We start from the raw sequence: 16,599 nt of genomic DNA on the forward strand, positions 1-16,599 counted from the left end.
ACGATCCCCGGAGAAGACGAGCGCATGAACTGGACGCGACGGGCAGCGCTGGCGCTCCCACTGCTCGGATGGCTGGGCGCTCGCTTTCCCGCGCTGGCGCAGATCAGCCCGCGCAAGCGGGCGCCCGGCGATACCGACTGGACGAGCTATGCGGGTAGCGCCGCGAACACGCGCTACTCGCCGCTCGATCAGGTCAACGGCAAGAATTTCAACGAGCTCGAGATCGCATGGCGGTTCAAGACCGACATTCTGGGCGTGCGCCCCGAATATCAGTTCGAATCGACCCCGCTCGTCGTCAACGGCGTGCTCTATTCGACGGCGGGCAGCCGCCGCGACGTGATCGCGCTCGATGCCGCCACCGGCGAGTTGCTGTGGATCCACCGCGAGGATGAGGGCGAGCGCGCCCGCCGCGCGCCGCGCCAGCTTTCGGGACGCGGCCTGTCCTACTGGACCGACGGCACCGAGGAGCGATTGCTCTACGTCACGATCGGCTATCGCCTGATCGCGCTCGACATCCGCACCGGCCAGCGCATCGCCGGTTTCGGCACCGACGGCGTGATCGACCTGCGGCAGGACGACGACCAGCAGATTGATCCGGTCACCGCCGATGTCGGTCTCAATGCCACGCCGTGCGTGGTCAAGGATACGGTGATCGTCGGCGCGGCGCACACCGCCGGCAATGTGCCGCTGACGCGCGACAATGTACGCGGCTACGTCCGCGGCTTCGACGTGCGCACCGGCAAGCGCAAGTGGATCTTCCACACCATCCCGCGGAAGGGCGAGTTCGGCTACGACACGTGGCTCGACGGCACCGAAAAGATCGGCAATGCCGGCGTCTGGTCGCAGATGTCGGCCGATCCCGAGCTCAACCTCGTCTATATCGGCGTCGAGCTGCCGACCGGCGACGTCGGCGGCCAGTATCGCCGCGGCAACGGCCTGTTCGGCGAGAGCATCGTCGCGCTCGACATCGATACGGGCGTGCGCAAATGGCATTACCAGACCGTCCATCACGGCCTGTGGGACTATGACATTCCCGCCGCCCCGGTGCTGCTCGACGTGCCGGTCAAGGGCAAGGGCGTGGTCAAGTTGCTCGCCGCGCCGACCAAGCAATCCTTCCTCTACGTGCTCGATCGCGTGACGGGCAAGCCGGTCTGGCCGATCCCCGAGCGCAAGGTGCCGAAGGGCGACGTGCCGGGCGAATGGTATTCGCCGACCCAGCCCATTCCGACCAAGCCCAAGGCGTATGACGTGCAGGGCATCACGCCCGACGTGCTGATCGACTTCACCCCCGAACTGCACGCACAGGCGCTGGAGGTCATCAAGAATTACCGCACCGGCCCGCTCTTCACCCCCGCCTCGGTGTTCGATCCCGAAGGCACGTGGGGCACGCTGACCGCGCCGTCGCTCACCGGCGGCAGCAACTGGCCCGGCGGCGCCGCCGATCCCGAGACCGGCATCATCTACGTCTGCTCGAAGACGCAGGCCGACGTGATGACCGAGCTGAAGAACGACAATCCCAAATTGTCCGACTTCGCGTGGATCAACGTGCGCGGCATGGCCAAGGCGCCCAAGCGCGGCACCCACACTTACGGCTATCTGACGGTCGAGGGCCTGCCTTTGCTCAAGCCGCCCTACGAGCGGATCACCGCGATCGATCTCAAGACCGGCGATTTCGTGTGGCAGGTGCCGCACGGCGAGACGCCCGACCAGATCCGCAACCACCCCAAGCTCAAAGGGCTCAAGATCCCCAAGACCGGCCGTCCCGGCAATATCGGCGCGCTCGTCACCAAGACGTTGGTGATCGCCGGCGAGGCCGGGATCTTCACCCTCCCCGACGGCCGCCGCGGCGCGATGCTGTGCGCCTACGACAAGGCGACCGGCGAGCAGAAGGGCGCGGTCTACATGCCGGCCGGCCAGAGCGGCTGCCCGATGACCTACATGCTCAACGGCCGCCAGCACATCGTGATCGCGGTCGGCGGCGGCAATTATAGCGGCGAGCTGATCGCCTATCGCCTGTCGTCCGCATGACGAGGAGTTTCCGCATGACCAATCGTTCCTGCCGCCTTGCCCTGATCGGCGCCGCCGCGCTGGCCTTGCCCGCGATCGCGCTCGCCGCCGGCGCGACCGGCACCGTCTGGGCCGGCGCCTATACCGATGCGCAGGCCACGCGCGGCCAGGCGGCCTACGCCACCAGCTGCGCGGCCTGCCATGGCGACGCGCTCAATGGCGGCGATTCGGCCCCGCCGCTCGCGGGCGGCGCCTTCCTCGCCAACTGGAACAATCAGAGCGCGGGCGACCTGTTCACCCGCATCAAGACGACGATGCCGTTCGACGCGCCGGGCAGCCTCGGCAGCGCGACCGTCGCCGACATCGAGGCCTTCATCCTGTCGCGCAACGGCTATCCCGCCGGCGCGGCCGAGCTGACGCACGATGCCGGCGTGCTCGGCCAGACGCGCATCCTCGCCGAAAAGCCCGCTTCGTGACGACGCCCGAGACGCCGGAACGCGCCATGCAGCCATTGGCTGGATTGCGTGTGTTGGACGTGTCGCAGGTGATGGCTGGACCGTTTGCGTGCATGTTGCTGGGCGACATGGGTGCGGACGTGATCAAGGTCGAGCCGCCTGTGGTGGGGGACAGTTCGCGGCGGTCGATGGGGTTCCGGCTGAAGGGCGACGACAGTCCGGGGTTCCTCGCGCTCAACCGCAACAAGCGCTCGATCGTGCTCGATTTGAAGGATCCGGCCGACCGCGAGACCTTCGACGCGCTGGCGAAGACCGCCGACATCCTCGTCGAAAATGGCCGGCCCGGCGTCGCCGACCGGCTCGGCATCGGTTACGAGCGGCTGCGCGCGCTCAACCCGCGGCTGATCTATGCGAGCATTTCGGGGTTCGGGCCGGGCGGCCCGTGGGCGGCGCGGCCGGGCTACGACCTGATCGCGCAGGCGATGTCGGGGATCATGAGCGCGGTCGGGCTGCCGGGGCACGAGCCGGTCAAGAACGGCACGCCGGTCGCCGATCTCGGCTCGGCCCTGTTCGCGGTCTACGGCATCCTCTCCGCCGTGATCGGCCGCGAGAAGACCGGCGAGGGCCAGCTCGTCACCGCGTCGTTGTTCGAAGCCGCACTCGGTCTGTCGATCTGGGAGACCGCCGAATATTGGGGGACGGGCCAGAGCCCCAAGCCGCTGGGCTCGGCCAACCGCATGTCGGCGCCCTATCAGGCGGTGGCGGCGTCCGACGGCTGGTTCGTGTTCGCCGCCGCCAACCAGAAGCTCTGGCTGGCGCTGCTCCAGGTGATGAGCCTGCCCGAACTGAACGACGATCCGCGCTTCGGCGACAACAGCGTCCGCGTCGCCAACGCCGCCGTGCTGATCGACACGCTCAGGCCCACCTTCGCCACGCGCACGGTCGAGCAATGGGTGAGCGGCCTGCTCGCCGCCGGCGTGCCCGCCGGCCCGATCCTCGATTACGCCCAGTCGCTGGCCTCCGACCACGCCGCCGCACGCCAGATGGTGCAGGACATCCCCCACCCGGTCGAAGGCAGCTTCAAGGCGCTCGGCTTCCCGGTCAAACTCTCCGCCACCCCCCAGCAACTCCGCATGCCTCCACCCCTCCTCGACCAGCATGGACCCGACATCCGCGCGGAACTCGAGGGCGCGCAGGCATGAGCGGCGAGACCCGCTGGACCAAGGACGGCGTCGTCGCACGCATCCTGTTCGATCGCCCCGAAGCCTATAATGCCCTGACGTGGGACATGTGGCGTGGGCTCGGCACCGCCTGCGCCGCGATCGCCGCCGATCCCGAGATTCGCGTGGTGACCTTGCGCGGGGCGGGCGGCAAGGCGTTCGTGTCGGGCACCGACATCGCCGGCTTCCAGAGCTTCACGAGCGGCGCCGAAGGCGTCGCCTACGAGGCCGAGATGGATTCCTATGTCGGTGCGGTCGAGGCGTTGCCGCAGCCGACGATCGCGATCGTCGACGGCTGGGCGGTGGGCGGCGGGCTCGCTCTATCGTTCGCCTGCGACTTCCGCATCGCCGCGACCGGCGCACGCTTCGGTTCGCCGCTCGCGCGCACGATCGGCAATTGCCTGTCGGCGCGCGGCTATGCGCGGCTGGTGCAGCATGCCGGCATTCCCATCGCCAAGCGGATGCTGCTCGCCGCCGAGATCGTGCCGGCGGCCGAGCTGCACGCGCTCGGCCTCGTCAATGCGCTGGTCGAGCCCGATGCGATCGACGCGACCGTCGCCGAACTGGTCGACCGCCTCGCCGCCAACGCGCCGCTCACCCAGCGCGTGAGCAAGGAGGCGATCCGCCGCCTGTCGACGCTCAACCAGCCCGACATCGACGATCTGGTCGCCACCATCTACGGCAGCGCCGACTTTGCCGAGGGGGTGCGCAGCTTCCTCGCCAAGGAAAAGCCCGTGTGGCGGGGGCGCTGACGTGACGCCGGCCTCGATCGACGATTTCCGCGAACTGGCGCGCCGCCGCCTGCCGCGCTTCCTGTTCGATTATATCGACGGCGGCTCCTATGCCGAGACGACGCTGCGCGCGAACGTCGACGATCTGCAGCGGCTGAAGCTGCGCCAGCAAGTGATGCGCGACGTCTCGAACATCAATGTCGCGACGACGTTGCTGCGCCAGCCGGCGAGTTTTCCGGTCGCGCTTGCGCCGGTCGGGCTGGCCGGCCTCTATGCGCGGCGCGGCGAGGTGCAGGCGGCGCGCGCGGCGCAGGCGGCGGGCGTGCCGTTCATCCTCTCCTCCTCGGCCTGCTGCTCGATCGAGGAGGTGGTGCAGGGCACCGGCCGTCCGGTCTGCCTGCAGCTCTACATGATCCGCGACCGCGGCTTCATGGCGGACCTGCTCGCGCGCACCGCCGCGCTCGGCGTCGAGACATTGATGCTGACGGTCGACCTGATCGTCCATAGCCCGCGTCGCCGCGACGTGCGCTCGAGCCTCACCGGCACGCAGGGCTTCGCCGCGCGGACCCAGCGCGCGTGGGAGATTGCGCGCCACCCCGATTGGGCGTGGGACGTGGGCGTGCGCGGCCGGCCGCACACGCTCGGCAATTTCGCGCCGATGATGCCGAACGGTGCCGGCCTCGCCCAGTTCACGGCGTGGGTCGGGCGCAATTTCGATCCGTCGATCACGTGGAAGGATATCGAGTGGCTGCGCCAGCATTGGCACGGCCCGATCGTGGTGAAGGGCGTGATGGACGCCGAAAATGCGGTCGCGGCGTGCGATGCGGGGATGGAGGCGATCGTGGTGTCCAACCATGGCGGCCGCCAGCTCGACGGTGCGCCCTCGACGATCGCCGCGCTGCCCGGCATCGTCGCGGCGGTGGACGGCCGCGCCGACGTGCTGATGGATGGCGGCATCCGCTCGGGCATCGACATATTGCGCGCGATGGCGCTGGGGGCGAAGGGCGTGCTGCTCGGCCGCGCCTGGGCGTTCGCGCTGGCGGCGCAGCGCGGCGCGGGCGTCACGCGCATGCTGGGCCTGCTCAAGCACGAACTGGAAGTGGCGATGGCATTGACCGGCCAGACCGACGTGCGCGCGCTGGAGCCGGATATCCTGCTGCCGTCGCGCTAACGCGCGAACGCCATCGCCGCCGGGCTCTCGATGAACAGCGAGCGGCCCGAAGCGGTCAGCTGGCCGCTCTTCGGATCGACGCGGAACTGGGTGATCGAATCGCCGCGCTGATTGAGCGAATAGAGAAAGCGCTCGGTCGGGTCGAAGGCGAGGCTGCGCGGATGATCGTTGCCGGTTGCGATCTCGCCCAGCGGGGTCAGGTGGCCGGTGGCGTCGGCGGCGAACATCGCGATCGTGTCGTGGCTGCGGTTGGCGGCGTAGAGGTGGCGCCCGTCGCGCGCGATCAGCAGCTCCGACGTCTGGTTGGCGCCCTGGAAATCGGCGGGCAATGTCGAGACGCGCTGGCGTGGCGTGAGCCGCAGCTGGCCGGCCGCGACGGCGACATCGGACAGGCTGAGGCTCGCGTCGCGCTCGCCCAGATTGTAGAAATGGCGATCGTCGGGCGAGAAGACGAAGTGGCGCGGGAAAGTGCCGCGCGGCGTCGGAAAGAAGGGTGGATCGTTGGCGACCAGCCGGCCCCGCTCGAGCCGCCAGACATAGACGCGGTCCTGTGCCGCATCGTTGGCGACGACGAAGCGGCCGCGATGATCGGTGCCGACCATATGCACCAAGGCCGGCCCGTCACCCGTGCGCAATGTCGGCGAGCGCGGCTGCGGCGGTGCGGCGGGATCGAGTGTCGGGTGGACGTCGCTCGCCGGATCGAGGCTGCCGTCCGCGCGGATCGGGAAGACCGCGACCGACCCGCCGCCATAATTGGCCGCGAGCAGGTAACGCCCCGACGGATCGAGCGCGAGCGAGACCGGCGCGCCGCCGGTCGGCTGCGTGCCCAGTGCGATCAGCGCGTGCGTCGCCGGGTCGATGCGGAAAGCGGAGACCATGCCGCCTTTGGCCGCACCCGATTCATTGGCCGCATAAAGGATATCGTGGCGCGGATCGGCCAGCAGCCACGACGGTGCGGGCGTCTCGGCGACCAGCCGCGGCGGCGCCATCGCGCCGGTCGTGGCGTCGATCTCGACAAGGTAGATGCCGCGGCCATGATTGAAGTCGGTCGGGCCGGGCAGCGTCGTCAGGGGCGGCTGGCCGGGCGCGAAATCGCGCGGCGTGTAGGTGCCGACATAGGCATGCAGCATCGCGCCGGCTTTGGCGGCGGTCGCGCCAAGCAATAGCGCCAGCATGATAGCCGTTCCGACGCCGCCTTTCCGAAGATGCGTCCGATGCATCATCCGCCGACGTTGCCCCCGGCGCGCACAGCGGCTAGATTCGGGCGATGGCCAGAGCGATCGGCGTCGTCAGACCCAAGACCGAACAGGCCGGCGTGCGCAAGGGCGACCGGCATCAGGAAACCGCGAACCTGCTGCGACGCATGATCCTGGCGGGCGAACTCGCGCCGGGCGAGCCGCTGCGCGAGGTGGCGCTGAGCGAACAGTTCGGGACGTCGCGCACGCCGGTGCGCGAAGCGCTGCGCACGCTGGCGGCGGAGGGGCTGGTGACGTTGCTGCCCAACCGCACGGTCCAGGTCAGCCACCTCGACGAGCAGGCCGCGTCGGAGGTGTTCACCGTTCTCGGCGCGCTCGAATCGCTCGCGGCGCGGCTGGCGTGCGAGCGGATGACGCCCGAGCAGATGGAAATTCTGTCCGAACTGCAGGACGATCTGGAGGATTATTATGCTTCCAAGGATCGGCCGCGCTACCTCGAGGCGAACCGCCTGATCCACGAACTGATCGTCGAATCCTCGGCCAATGCCGCGCTGATCCTCGCGTGGCGGCTGCTGCTGCCGCGCGCCGAGCGCGCGCGCCATGTCAGCACGCTCGATCATGCGCGCTGGGAAGCCGCGTTCGAGGAGCATAAGCATATCCACCGCGCCTTGCTGGCGCGCGACGGGCGCACCGTCACCAAGCTGATGGAAGACCATTTCGACAATGGCGCGGTCAGCATCAAGGACGCGCACAAGCGCGCGCGCCGCGAGGAGCGCTCGCGCGCCTATCAGGCGGTGCTGGACAAGCAGGACGACGCCGCGACCGATTGAGCCGCGCCGCCCCGCCGCCTTCACGCCACCGCCGGCCGATAGACCAGCCGCCCGGCATCGACCCGCAGGAACAGCACCGCGCCGATCGCCGACAGCGCGGCGAGCACGTACATCGCCGCATCCCATCCGCTATATTTGAGGATGTAGCCGGTGATCACGGCGGCGAGCGCGCCGCCGATATTGCCGAACGTGTTCATCACCGCCGAGACCGAGCCGGCGAACACCCCGCCGACATCCAGCGTCAGCGCCCACGACACGCCCACCGTCAGCTCCAGCCCGAACACCGCCAGCGCGAACCACGCGACGCTGGCCAGCGGCGCGGCGGACAGCACGCCCGCGGGGATCGCGATCGCCGCCAGCACGAAGCCGGTCACCGCCACTGCGCGCCGCGCGAGCGTGACGCGCCCGGTGCGGTGGAGCAGCCGATCCGAGATCCAGCCGCCGGCAACGTCGCCCACCACGCCCGCCATCAGCGGCAGGCTGGCGAACAGCCCCATCCGCGCCAGATCGAAGTCGCGCACCTCGTGCAGATATTTCGGAAACCAGGTGAGGAAGATGTTGATCGAATAAGCATAGCAGAAATACATGCACGAGATCAGCCAGAGCTGCGGGCTCGACAATATCTGCCGCCACGGCACCTTGCCATGGTCGCGCACCGCCGCCTGCGGCCCCAGCGCACCGGCGATCATTTCCCGCTCGGCTTCGTTGGTGCCGGCATGTTCGCTCGGGCTGTCGCGATAATACCAGAACCACAACGCCGCCCAGACGAGCCCGAGCAGCGCGAAGATCAGGAAGGGCGCGCGCCAGCCGAACGACAGCATCAGCCATACCACCAGCACCGGCGTCGCCGCCGCGCCGAGCCGCGCGCCGGCATGCGTCACGCCCTGCGCAAAACCGCGCTCGGACGGCAGCATCCAGCGGCTGAGCGAGCGCGTGGCGTTGGGGAATGCCCCCGCCTCGCCGCTGCCGAACAGGAAGCGGCAGACCAGCAGCGACGACGCGCTCCACGTCGCGGTGGTCAGCGCGGTGAAGGCCGACCACCACACCACGACCCCGGTCAGCACGCGGCGCGGCCCGAACTTGTCGCCCAGCCAGCCGCCGGGGATCTGGAACAGGGCATAGCCGAACTGGAAGATGCCGAGCACCCAGCCCCATGTCGGGTTGGACAGGCCGAACTCCTTCTGGATCAGCGGCCCGGTGACCGAGATCACCACCCGATCCATATAGGTGATCATATAGGCCAGCACGGTCAGCCACAGCACGACGTGGCGGACGCGGGTCGGCCGCTGGCGGGTCGCGGGCGCGCTGTCGTCCACGATCACTTGACCGAGGGCACCTGATTGCCGCCGACATAGACGGCGGCGATCTTGCGCGTGTTGAGGATGTTCGCGGTCGGATCGGCGTTCAGCACGACGAAGTCGGCGAGCTTGCCCGGCTGGATCGTGCCGCGGTCGTTGGTGCGCAGCCACTGGCCGGCGCGCCCGGTGGCGGCGTTGATCGCCTGCAGCGGGGTGAGGCCGGCCTTGACCAGCTCCTCCAGCTCCCAATGCTCCGAATAGCCCGGCAGGCGCCCCGGCGGCCCGGCATCGGTGCCGAAGCCGTAGGGGATGCCGCTGCGCACGATCGTCAGGAAGTTCGCCATCGCCTGCTTGTCGATCTGCGGCAGCGCCGGATAGATGCGCGACGTCGCGACCGACTGCTCGCGTTCCTTGCTCTCCAGCCCGGCGATCGTCTCGGGGTTCGCGGCCTTGCGGAAGAACGGATCCTTGGTGCGCGGATTGTCCGCGGCGAAGGCATAGACCGCCGCCTCGCGGCTGAGCGTGCCAGCGACTTGCCACGTGCCCTTCGCCTTCATCGCGGCGATCAGCTCGGCGTCGACCGGCTTGTCGCGCACGGTATGGACGAAGCCGTCAATGCCCTGCGCCACCAGCATCTTGGCGTCGGCGAGGTAGAAGACGTGCGCCAGCGCGCGCTTGCCCTTGCGATGCGCCTCCTCGATGATCGCCTTGCTGATGTCGTACGGCATCTTCGGCATCCCGCCGAGCTCGTCGTCCATCCACAGCTTGATATAGTCGACGCCCTTGTCAGCCTGCGCGTCGACCTCCTTCACCGCCTCGGCGGGCGTGGAGACCGGATGGTTGATGCCGGGCACGCCGCCATAGCCGGTCTTGTAGACGAGCCCCTGGCCGGCGGTGAAGATGCGCGCCATGCTCTGCGGGCCCGAGCGGGTGGCGTCGCGGATCGGCAGGACGCTGTCCTTGTCGGTGCCCATCGACTGCACGCTCGTCACGCCGAATGCGGCATAGGTGCGCAGATCCTTCTCGACGCTCGCCGGCGTGAAGAAGCTCTCATCCTGCTTCAGCCCCTGCACCGTGCCGATATGGATGTGCAGATCGATCAGGCCGGGCATGACATATTTGCCGGTCAGGTCGACGCGGGTCGCACCCGCCGTCTTCGGCGCGCGCGCCGCCGGGCCGACCCATTTGATATGATCGCCGTCGACCAGCATCGCGGCGTTGGCGACCGGCTTGGCGCCGCTGCCGTCGATCAGGGTGAAGCCGCTATAGAGCATCGGCGCCGCCAGGGCCGCGCCGCCGCCCAGTGCCAGCGTGGCGGCCGCGAGCAGCCGCGCCGCGATCTTGAGCTGGCGCGAGCCTGTCGAGGCCGTTCGAATCGTTCTGGTCATCCACCTCTCCCGATGCCGCCGTTCCGGCGCTACCTGCATAGTTCGCCGTGTCGGCCGGCGCACCTGCGACCATGGTCGCTTGTATGCAGTGTTATCAGTTTGTATGCCAAAAGAAAGGCCAAGGAGAGGCTTAAGATGCGGAAGGCCGCGCAGACGGTAATGGCGCTGACGATCCTGCTGTCCGGCGCGATGCCGACCGCGGCAGGGCCGCCGCCGGCGGGTGATTGGTGGAGCTTCGGCCGCGACGTCGCCGGCACGCGATTCTCGCCGCTGCGCCAGATCAACCCCGCCAATGTCGCGCGGCTGGCGCGCGCATGGTCGTTCGACTTCCGCCCGTCCGATGCGAAGGGCGGCCGTCTGCTGGTCAGCAATATGATCCCGGTCGCGATCGGCGGGATCGTCTATGTCGCGACGCCTTATGGTCGGCTGGTCGCGCTCGACGGCGACACCGGCGCGGTGCGCTGGAGCTACGTGCTGCCCGACGACGACCGCATCGCCGGTCGCGCGCTGGAATATTGGCCCGGCGACCGCGACCATGGCGCGCGCATCTTCTTCGGCACGCGATCGGGCAAGATGCTCGCGGTCGAGCTGCGCACCGGCCGCCCGCCGGCTGAGTTCATGCCGATCGAGCTGCGCACGCCCGACGTGATGAACGGGGTCGCCGACGGCGGCTATCAGATCAACAGCTCGCCGATCCTTTACGACAATGTGCTCATCACCGGCGCCAAGGTGCAGGAATCGCCCGCGCTCGGCACCAGCGGCGACGTGCGCGGCTGGGATGCGCGCACCGGACGCCTGCTCTGGACCTTCCACGCGGTGCCGCACGCCGGCGAGCGCTTCAACGAGACGTGGGGGGGCGACAGCTGGCGCAACCGCTCGGGCGTCAACGTCTGGACCTCGATGACGGTCGATAGCAAGCGCGGCATCGTCTATCTGCCGTTCGGCGCGCCGGCCTATGACCGCGTCGGCATCGACCGGCCCGGCGCCAATTTGTACGCGAACGCGCTGGTCGCGCTCGACGCGCGCACCGGCCGGTTCCTGTGGCAGTTCCAGGCGGTCCATCACGACGTCTGGGATCTCGACATGCCGGCCCAGCCGACATTGATGGACGTGCGCCACGACGGCCGCACGATCCCGGCGGTCGTCGCGATGACCAAGGCGGGCTATCTCTTCATCCTCGATCGCGTGACCGGCACGCCGATCTTCCCGGTGACCGAGACGCCGATGCCGGCCAGCACGATCCCCGGCGAACATGCCTGGCCGACCCAGCCGATCCCGTCCTCGCCGCCGCCCTTGATCCGCCAGTCGATGACCGCGGCCGACATCACCGACCTGACGCCCGAGTTGCAGGCCTTCTGCCGCAACCGTGTCGCGACCGAACATGCCAGTTTCGCGGTGCCGTTCGAGCCGCTGCGCGCCGATCATCCGGTGGTGCGCTTTCCCGGCAGCGGCGGCGGCCCGAACTGGGGCGGCGGCGCGCTCGATCAGAAAAACGGCCTCTACATCGTCAACACCAACGACCTGCCGAGCATCGAGCAGATGGGCAAGGATGCGCACGGCAATTGGTACAATGTCGCGCCGCGTCCGTCATGGTTCGGCATGGGCGGGCTCAAACTGCTTTGCCAGAAGCCGCCATGGGGGAGCCTCACTGCCGTCGACCTCAACAAGGGCACGATCGCGTGGCAGGTGCCGCTCGGCGTCACCGACAGCCTGCCGCTTGCGCTGCGCGGGACCGGGCGGCCCAATGTCGGGGGCCCATTGCTGACCGCGAGCGGCCTGATCTTCATCGGCGCGACCGACGACAGCCGCTTCCGCGCGTTCGACGAGCACACCGGCCGGGAGATGTGGACCGTGCGGCTGGATGCATCGGCGCATGCCACGCCGATCAGCTATGCCGGCCGCAGCGGACGCCAATATGTCGCGATCGTCTCCGCCGGCGGCTCGTTCCTCGGCAGCCCGGCGACCGCGAGCCGGCTGGTGGTGTTCGCCTTGCCGAAGGAAGGCGAGGCCCCCGTGCCCGAAGCCGCAGCGACCGGCGTCGCGCCCGCCGCCGCGCCGGCCGCACCCGAGGTGCCCCCGCCGGCCGCCATGGCCGCCGCCGGCGCACCGACAACCGACTTCCGCGACGGCCCCGAACGCGCTTTGGTGCAGAAGGCCTGCACCGTCTGCCATGTCGCCTCGCAGGTCACCAACCAGCGCCACACCAAGCAGGAATGGGCGACGTTGGTCGAGAAGATGATCGGCTTCGGCGCGCAGGTGCACGACGATCAATATGATGCGATCGTCAATTATCTCGCGCGCAATTATCCGAGCGAACCGGCCAAGTGAGGCGGCTCAGCCGTCGGTGCTGACAAAGGCCTCCAGCTCGGCCTTAATCTCCGCGCCATGCTGGTCGAGGAGGGGTGGAGGCATGCGGAGTTGCTGGGGGGTGGCGGAGAGTTTGACCGGGAAGCCGAGCGCCTTGAAGCTGCCTTCGACCGGGTGGGGGATGTCCTGCACCATCTGGCGTGCGGCGGCGTGGTCGGAGGCCAGCGACTGGGCGTAATCGAGGATCGGGCCGGCGGGCACGCCGGCGGCGAGCAGGCCGCTCACCCATTGCTCGACCGTGCGCGTGGCGAAGGTGGGCCTGAGCGTGTCGATCAGCACGGCGGCGTTGGCGACGCGGACGCTGTTGTCGCCGAAGCGCGGATCGTCGTTCAGTTCGGGCAGGCTCATCACCTGGAGCAGCGCCAGCCAGAGCTTCTGGTTGGCGGCGGCGAACACGAACCAGCCGTCGGACGCCGCCACCGCCTGATAGGGCGCCGACATGCGGTTGGCCGAGCCCAGCGGCTTGGGGCTCTGGCCGGTGCCCCAATATTCGGCGGTCTCCCAGATCGACAGACCGAGTGCGGCCTCGAACAACGACGCGGTGACGAGCTGGCCCTCGCCGGTCTTCTCGCGGCCGATCACCGCCGAGAGGATGCCGTAGACCGCGAACAGGGCCGAGCCGAGATCGGCGACCGGCGTGCCGTTCTTGACCGGCTCGTGCCCCGGCAGCCCGACCGCGCTCATGATCCCCGACATCGCCTGCGCGATCAGGTCGTAGCCCGGCCGCGCCGCCCACGGCCCGCCCGGCCCGAACCCCGAAATGCTCGCATAGATCAGCCGCGGGTTGAGCGCGCGCAGCCGCTCATAGCCGATGCCGAGCCGGTCGGCGACGCCGGGCCGGCCATTCTCGACGAGGATGTCGGCGGTCTTCGCCAGCGCGTCGAACGTGTCGCGGTCGGCCGGATCCTTCAAATCGAGCACGATCGAGCGCTTGTTGCGGTTGAGCGCGAGGAACCCCGGACTGTCGTCGCCCTTCAGCCGGAACCCCATCGACCGCCGCGAACTGTCGCCTACCACAGGCGGCTCGACCTTGATCACGTCCGCACCCATGTCGCCCAGCAACATGCACGCAAACGGTCCAGCCATCACCTGCGACACGTCCAACACACGCAATCCAGCCAATGGCTGCATGGCTTCCCCTCCCCAACGGCGTCTTCGCCGGCTGTCGCGTGTTGCGTACATCGCTTGCAGTGTGCATACAATAGCAGCGAGGGGATCGAGGGGCGAGCGATGAAGCAGCGGACCGCGATGCGGTTTACAGCGTGGCGGCGCCTTCCTACGCGTATCGCCGGACCAATTTCCGCGACGGGCAGGATCGGGCGATGACGCTTTACGTGCTGGACGGCATCGCGCCGCAGCTTGCCGATCCGAAGGCGTGCTTCGTCGCGCCTGGCGCTGCGCTGATCGGCCGGGTCGTCGCCGGGCGCGACACATCCTTCTGGTTCGGCGTGGTGGTGCGCGCGGACAATGACTTGATCGAGATTGGCGACCGCACCAACGTGCAGGACGGCGCGATCGTCCACGCCGATCCGGACGTGCCGACGCGCATCGGCGCGGGCTGCACGATCGGCCATCGCGCGATCGTGCATGGCGCGACGATCGGCGACGATTGCCTGATCGGGATGGGCGCGACGATCCTCAACGGCGCGATGATCGGCGCCAATTCGCTGGTCGGCGCCAACGCGCTCGTCACCGAGGGCAAGATCTTCCCGCCCGGATCGCTGATCGTCGGCGCGCCGGCGCAGGTGCGTCGTCCGCTGAGCGAGGACGAGATTGCCGGCATCCGCCGTTCGGCGGACTCCTATGTCGCCAATGGCCGCCGGTTCGGCGCGGGACTGCAACCCGTCACAGGCTGACGATAACAACGACGCCAAAGCGGACGGCAAATGCCGCCGCCACCGAGGGAGGACGAGAATGCGCAATCGCAAAGGGGCCGTCATCGCGGCGACCCTGCTGGCAGCCGGGGCACAGGCCGCCGCGGCGCAAATGCCGGTCGTGGCGACCTCGCCCGATCGACATACGATCATCGCCATCGACCGCGATGCGCAGGGCGCGCTCGTCTACACGGTGAAGCATGACGGGCGCGACGTCATCGCCCCCTCGCCGGTCGGGCTGACGCTGATGACCGATCGCCCCGATCTGTCCGAGGCGGGCCGCCTGCGCGACGGCCTGACGATCGATCGGGTCGAGCGGCGCCAGGGTGTCGATGCCTATGCGCCGGTGCACGGCAAGACCTCGTCGGTGCGCGAGCCTTATGCCGAGGTGACCGTCCACGCCCACGAACAGGCCGGTGCGGGCCGGCGCATCGACCTGATCGCGCGCGCCTACGATGGCGGCGTGGCGTTCCGCCTCGTCTTGCCGCAACAGCCCGGTCTCGCGACGGTTCGGATCATGCACGAGCTGACCCGCTTCGCCTTCGCCGGCGATTATGCCTGCACCGGGCTCAATCTCGGCGCCTATCACAACAGCCACGAGGGCGAGTTCGACCCGATCGCGGCGCACCTGATCCGCGCGCACGATCGCTACGATCTGCCTTTGGTGTGCCGCACCGGCGCCGGCGACACGACCTTCGCGCTGACCGAAAGCGATCTCGACCATTATGCCGGTGCATATCTGTCCGGGCGCGGCGAGGGCGGGCTGGGCGTCGAGATCAACCTGACCCCGCAGCCGCAGGATGAAAATATCGCGGTCGACACGCCGATGACCCAGGCCGGCGTCGCGACGCCGTGGCGCGTGGTGCTGATCGCCGACCGCGCCGAAAAGCTTGTCGAATCGAACCTCGTCGATGCGCTCGCCGCCCCATCACGGATCGCCGACACGACGTGGATCAAGCCGGGCAAGGCGGCGTGGGACTGGTGGTCGGGGCCATACCTGCCGGGGGCGACCAATGTCGGCCACAACGACGCGACCTACCGTACCTTCATCGATTTCGCCGGCCGGATGGGCCTGCCCTACATGCTGATCGACGAGGGCTGGGCCAAGGGCGCGGGCGGCGCGGGCTTCGTCCGGCCGGATTCGGACGTGACCAAGACGGCGCCCGGCGTCGATCTGCCCGGTCTTGTCGCTTATGCCCACCAGCGCGGCGTCGGCCTGTGGCTGTGGGCAAACTGGCAGGCGCTCGACGCGCAGATGGATGCCGCCCTCCCCCTTTACGAGAAATTGGGGATCAAGGGCATCAAGATCGACTTCATGGACCGCGAGGACCAGGCGATGGTCGACTTCTACCACCGCCTGCTCGCCAAGGCGGCGGCGCACCATTTGATGGTCGATCTGCACGGCGCCTACGTGCCGCGTGGGCTGGAGCGCACCTATCCGAACTTCATGACGCAGGAAGGCGTGATGGGCGCGGAATATAACAAATGGAGCGCGCGCGTCACCGCGACCCACAATGTCAGCCTCGCTTATACGCGCGGGCTGCTCGGGCCGATGGACTATACGCCGGGCGGCTTCCGCAACGTCACGCCCGCCGCGTTCGGGATGCACAATGAGGCGCCGCAGGTGATGACCAGCCGCCCGCAGCAGCTGGCGATGTACGTGGTCTATACCAGCCCGTTCGCCTGCCTCGCCGACAGCCCGGCGGCGTATGAGACCGCCAACAGCGCGCTCGCGCCCGGCGCCGACTTCCTGAAGGTCGTGCCGACCAGCTGGGACGAGACCAGGGCGATCGCCGGCGAGTTCGGCCACTACATCGTCGTCGCGCGCCGCAAGGGGCGGCAATGGTTCGTCGGCGCGATGAACGACGAGACTGCGCGCCATGTCGACCTGCCGCTCGACGTCCTCGGCAAGGGCCGCTGGCAGGTCGCGCGCTGGACGGACGGCGGGGCGCCTGACACGGTACGCACCGACACGACGACGGTCGGCTCGACCGCGCTGTCGCTCGATCTCGCATCGGGCGGCGGGGCGGCGCTGATCCTGACGCCGGCCGGCTCTTGAGGG

At 68.9% G+C, this 16,599-nt stretch carries 13 protein-coding genes; 9 read left to right on the top strand and 4 right to left on the bottom strand.

The genetic code is table 11. The annotated features are described in order from the left end of the window. Window positions 1-24: 24 nt before the first annotated feature. Genes K8P63_RS12855 through K8P63_RS12875 form a run of 5 tightly spaced genes read left to right on the top strand, consistent with a single transcriptional unit; the run spans window position 25 to window position 5,584 of the window. The gene (locus K8P63_RS12855) at window positions 25-2,028 is read left to right on the top strand and encodes an outer membrane protein assembly factor BamB family protein (protein WP_223796424.1); all 2,004 of its coding nucleotides are present in this window, start codon (window positions 25-27) and stop codon (window positions 2,026-2,028) included. 14 nt (window positions 2,029-2,042) lie between these two features. Then, the gene (locus K8P63_RS12860) at window positions 2,043-2,483 is read left to right on the top strand and encodes a c-type cytochrome (RefSeq protein ID WP_223796425.1); all 441 of its coding nucleotides are present in this window, start codon (window positions 2,043-2,045) and stop codon (window positions 2,481-2,483) included. Continuing rightward, window positions 2,480-3,664 carry a CaiB/BaiF CoA transferase family protein gene (locus K8P63_RS12865; RefSeq protein WP_223796426.1) on the top strand — a complete coding sequence of 395 codons (1,185 nt, stop codon included), beginning with the start codon at window positions 2,480-2,482 and terminating at the stop codon, window positions 3,662-3,664. The genes K8P63_RS12860 and K8P63_RS12865 overlap by 4 nt, the downstream gene beginning before the upstream one ends. Next, window positions 3,661-4,434 (top strand): enoyl-CoA hydratase, encoded by a 774-nt coding sequence (locus K8P63_RS12870; protein WP_223796427.1) that lies wholly within the window; start codon window positions 3,661-3,663, stop codon window positions 4,432-4,434. Before K8P63_RS12865 ends, K8P63_RS12870 begins: the two co-directional genes overlap by 4 nt. Before the next feature lies 1 nt (window position 4,435). After that, a complete protein-coding gene (locus K8P63_RS12875; protein WP_223796428.1) occupies window positions 4,436-5,584 on the top strand; it encodes an L-lactate dehydrogenase in 1,149 nt (382 codons plus the stop codon). On the opposite strand, the gene K8P63_RS12880 is transcribed toward K8P63_RS12875, so the two are convergent. Further along, window positions 5,581-6,759, bottom strand: coding sequence for a lactonase family protein (locus tag K8P63_RS12880; protein WP_223796429.1), 1,179 nt, complete (start codon window positions 6,757-6,759; stop codon window positions 5,581-5,583). The genes K8P63_RS12875 and K8P63_RS12880 overlap by 4 nt on opposite strands. Window positions 6,760-6,851: 92 nt before the next feature. On the opposite strand from K8P63_RS12880, the gene K8P63_RS12885 reads away from it, so the two are divergent. After that, window positions 6,852-7,610 carry a GntR family transcriptional regulator gene (locus K8P63_RS12885; RefSeq protein WP_223796430.1) on the top strand — a complete coding sequence of 253 codons (759 nt, stop codon included), beginning with the start codon at window positions 6,852-6,854 and terminating at the stop codon, window positions 7,608-7,610. A 20-nt stretch (window positions 7,611-7,630) separates the two neighbouring features. Here K8P63_RS12885 and K8P63_RS12890 read toward each other — a convergent pair whose 3' ends face one another. Beyond that, window positions 7,631-8,926, bottom strand: coding sequence for an MFS transporter (locus K8P63_RS12890; protein ID WP_223796431.1), 1,296 nt, complete (start codon window positions 8,924-8,926; stop codon window positions 7,631-7,633). A 2-nt stretch (window positions 8,927-8,928) separates the two neighbouring features. Continuing rightward, window positions 8,929-10,296 carry an amidohydrolase family protein gene (locus tag K8P63_RS12895; protein ID WP_223796432.1) on the bottom strand — a complete coding sequence of 456 codons (1,368 nt, stop codon included), beginning with the start codon at window positions 10,294-10,296 and terminating at the stop codon, window positions 8,929-8,931. A gap of 135 nt (window positions 10,297-10,431) precedes the next feature. Between K8P63_RS12895 and K8P63_RS12900 the strand changes: the two genes are divergently transcribed. Beyond that, complete coding sequence (locus K8P63_RS12900; RefSeq protein WP_223796433.1) at window positions 10,432-12,624, top strand: outer membrane protein assembly factor BamB family protein; 2,193 nt, start codon at window positions 10,432-10,434, stop codon at window positions 12,622-12,624. A 6-nt stretch (window positions 12,625-12,630) separates the two neighbouring features. Here the strand turns inward: K8P63_RS12900 and K8P63_RS12905 are convergent, their stop codons facing one another. Further along, window positions 12,631-13,794 (bottom strand): CaiB/BaiF CoA transferase family protein, encoded by a 1,164-nt coding sequence (locus tag K8P63_RS12905; RefSeq protein ID WP_223796434.1) that lies wholly within the window; start codon window positions 13,792-13,794, stop codon window positions 12,631-12,633. A gap of 131 nt (window positions 13,795-13,925) precedes the next feature. On the opposite strand from K8P63_RS12905, the gene K8P63_RS12910 reads away from it, so the two are divergent. Further along, entirely contained in the window at window positions 13,926-14,519 is a 594-nt protein-coding gene (locus K8P63_RS12910; protein WP_398287575.1) for a gamma carbonic anhydrase family protein, read from the top strand. A gap of 58 nt (window positions 14,520-14,577) precedes the next feature. After that, the gene (locus K8P63_RS12915; RefSeq protein WP_223796435.1) at window positions 14,578-16,596 is read left to right on the top strand and encodes a glycoside hydrolase family 97 protein; all 2,019 of its coding nucleotides are present in this window, start codon (window positions 14,578-14,580) and stop codon (window positions 16,594-16,596) included. Window positions 16,597-16,599 lie beyond the last annotated feature (3 nt).

The organism is Sphingomonas nostoxanthinifaciens (assembly GCF_019930585.1).
Classification (GTDB): Bacteria; Pseudomonadota; Alphaproteobacteria; order Sphingomonadales; family Sphingomonadaceae; genus Sphingomonas_I; species Sphingomonas_I nostoxanthinifaciens.

What these genes read in the sequence shown, in the direction of transcription:
- K8P63_RS12870 (WP_223796427.1), top strand. Translation starts at nt 3,661, where the DNA reads ATGAGCGGCGAGACCCGCTGGACCAAGGACGGCGTCGTCGCACGCATC.
- K8P63_RS12915 (WP_223796435.1), top strand. Translation starts at nt 14,578, where the DNA reads ATGCGCAATCGCAAAGGGGCCGTCATCGCGGCGACCCTGCTGGCAGCC.
- K8P63_RS12885 (WP_223796430.1), top strand. Translation starts at nt 6,852, where the DNA reads ATGGCCAGAGCGATCGGCGTCGTCAGACCCAAGACCGAACAGGCCGGC.
- K8P63_RS12880 (WP_223796429.1), bottom strand. Translation starts at nt 6,759, where the DNA reads ATGCTGGCGCTATTGCTTGGCGCGACCGCCGCCAAAGCCGGCGCGATG.
- K8P63_RS12860 (WP_223796425.1), top strand. Translation starts at nt 2,043, where the DNA reads ATGACCAATCGTTCCTGCCGCCTTGCCCTGATCGGCGCCGCCGCGCTG.
- K8P63_RS12900 (WP_223796433.1), top strand. Translation starts at nt 10,432, where the DNA reads ATGCGGAAGGCCGCGCAGACGGTAATGGCGCTGACGATCCTGCTGTCC.
- K8P63_RS12905 (WP_223796434.1), bottom strand. Translation starts at nt 13,794, where the DNA reads ATGCAGCCATTGGCTGGATTGCGTGTGTTGGACGTGTCGCAGGTGATG.
- K8P63_RS12855 (WP_223796424.1), top strand. Translation starts at nt 25, where the DNA reads ATGAACTGGACGCGACGGGCAGCGCTGGCGCTCCCACTGCTCGGATGG.
- K8P63_RS12895 (WP_223796432.1), bottom strand. Translation starts at nt 10,296, where the DNA reads ATGACCAGAACGATTCGAACGGCCTCGACAGGCTCGCGCCAGCTCAAG.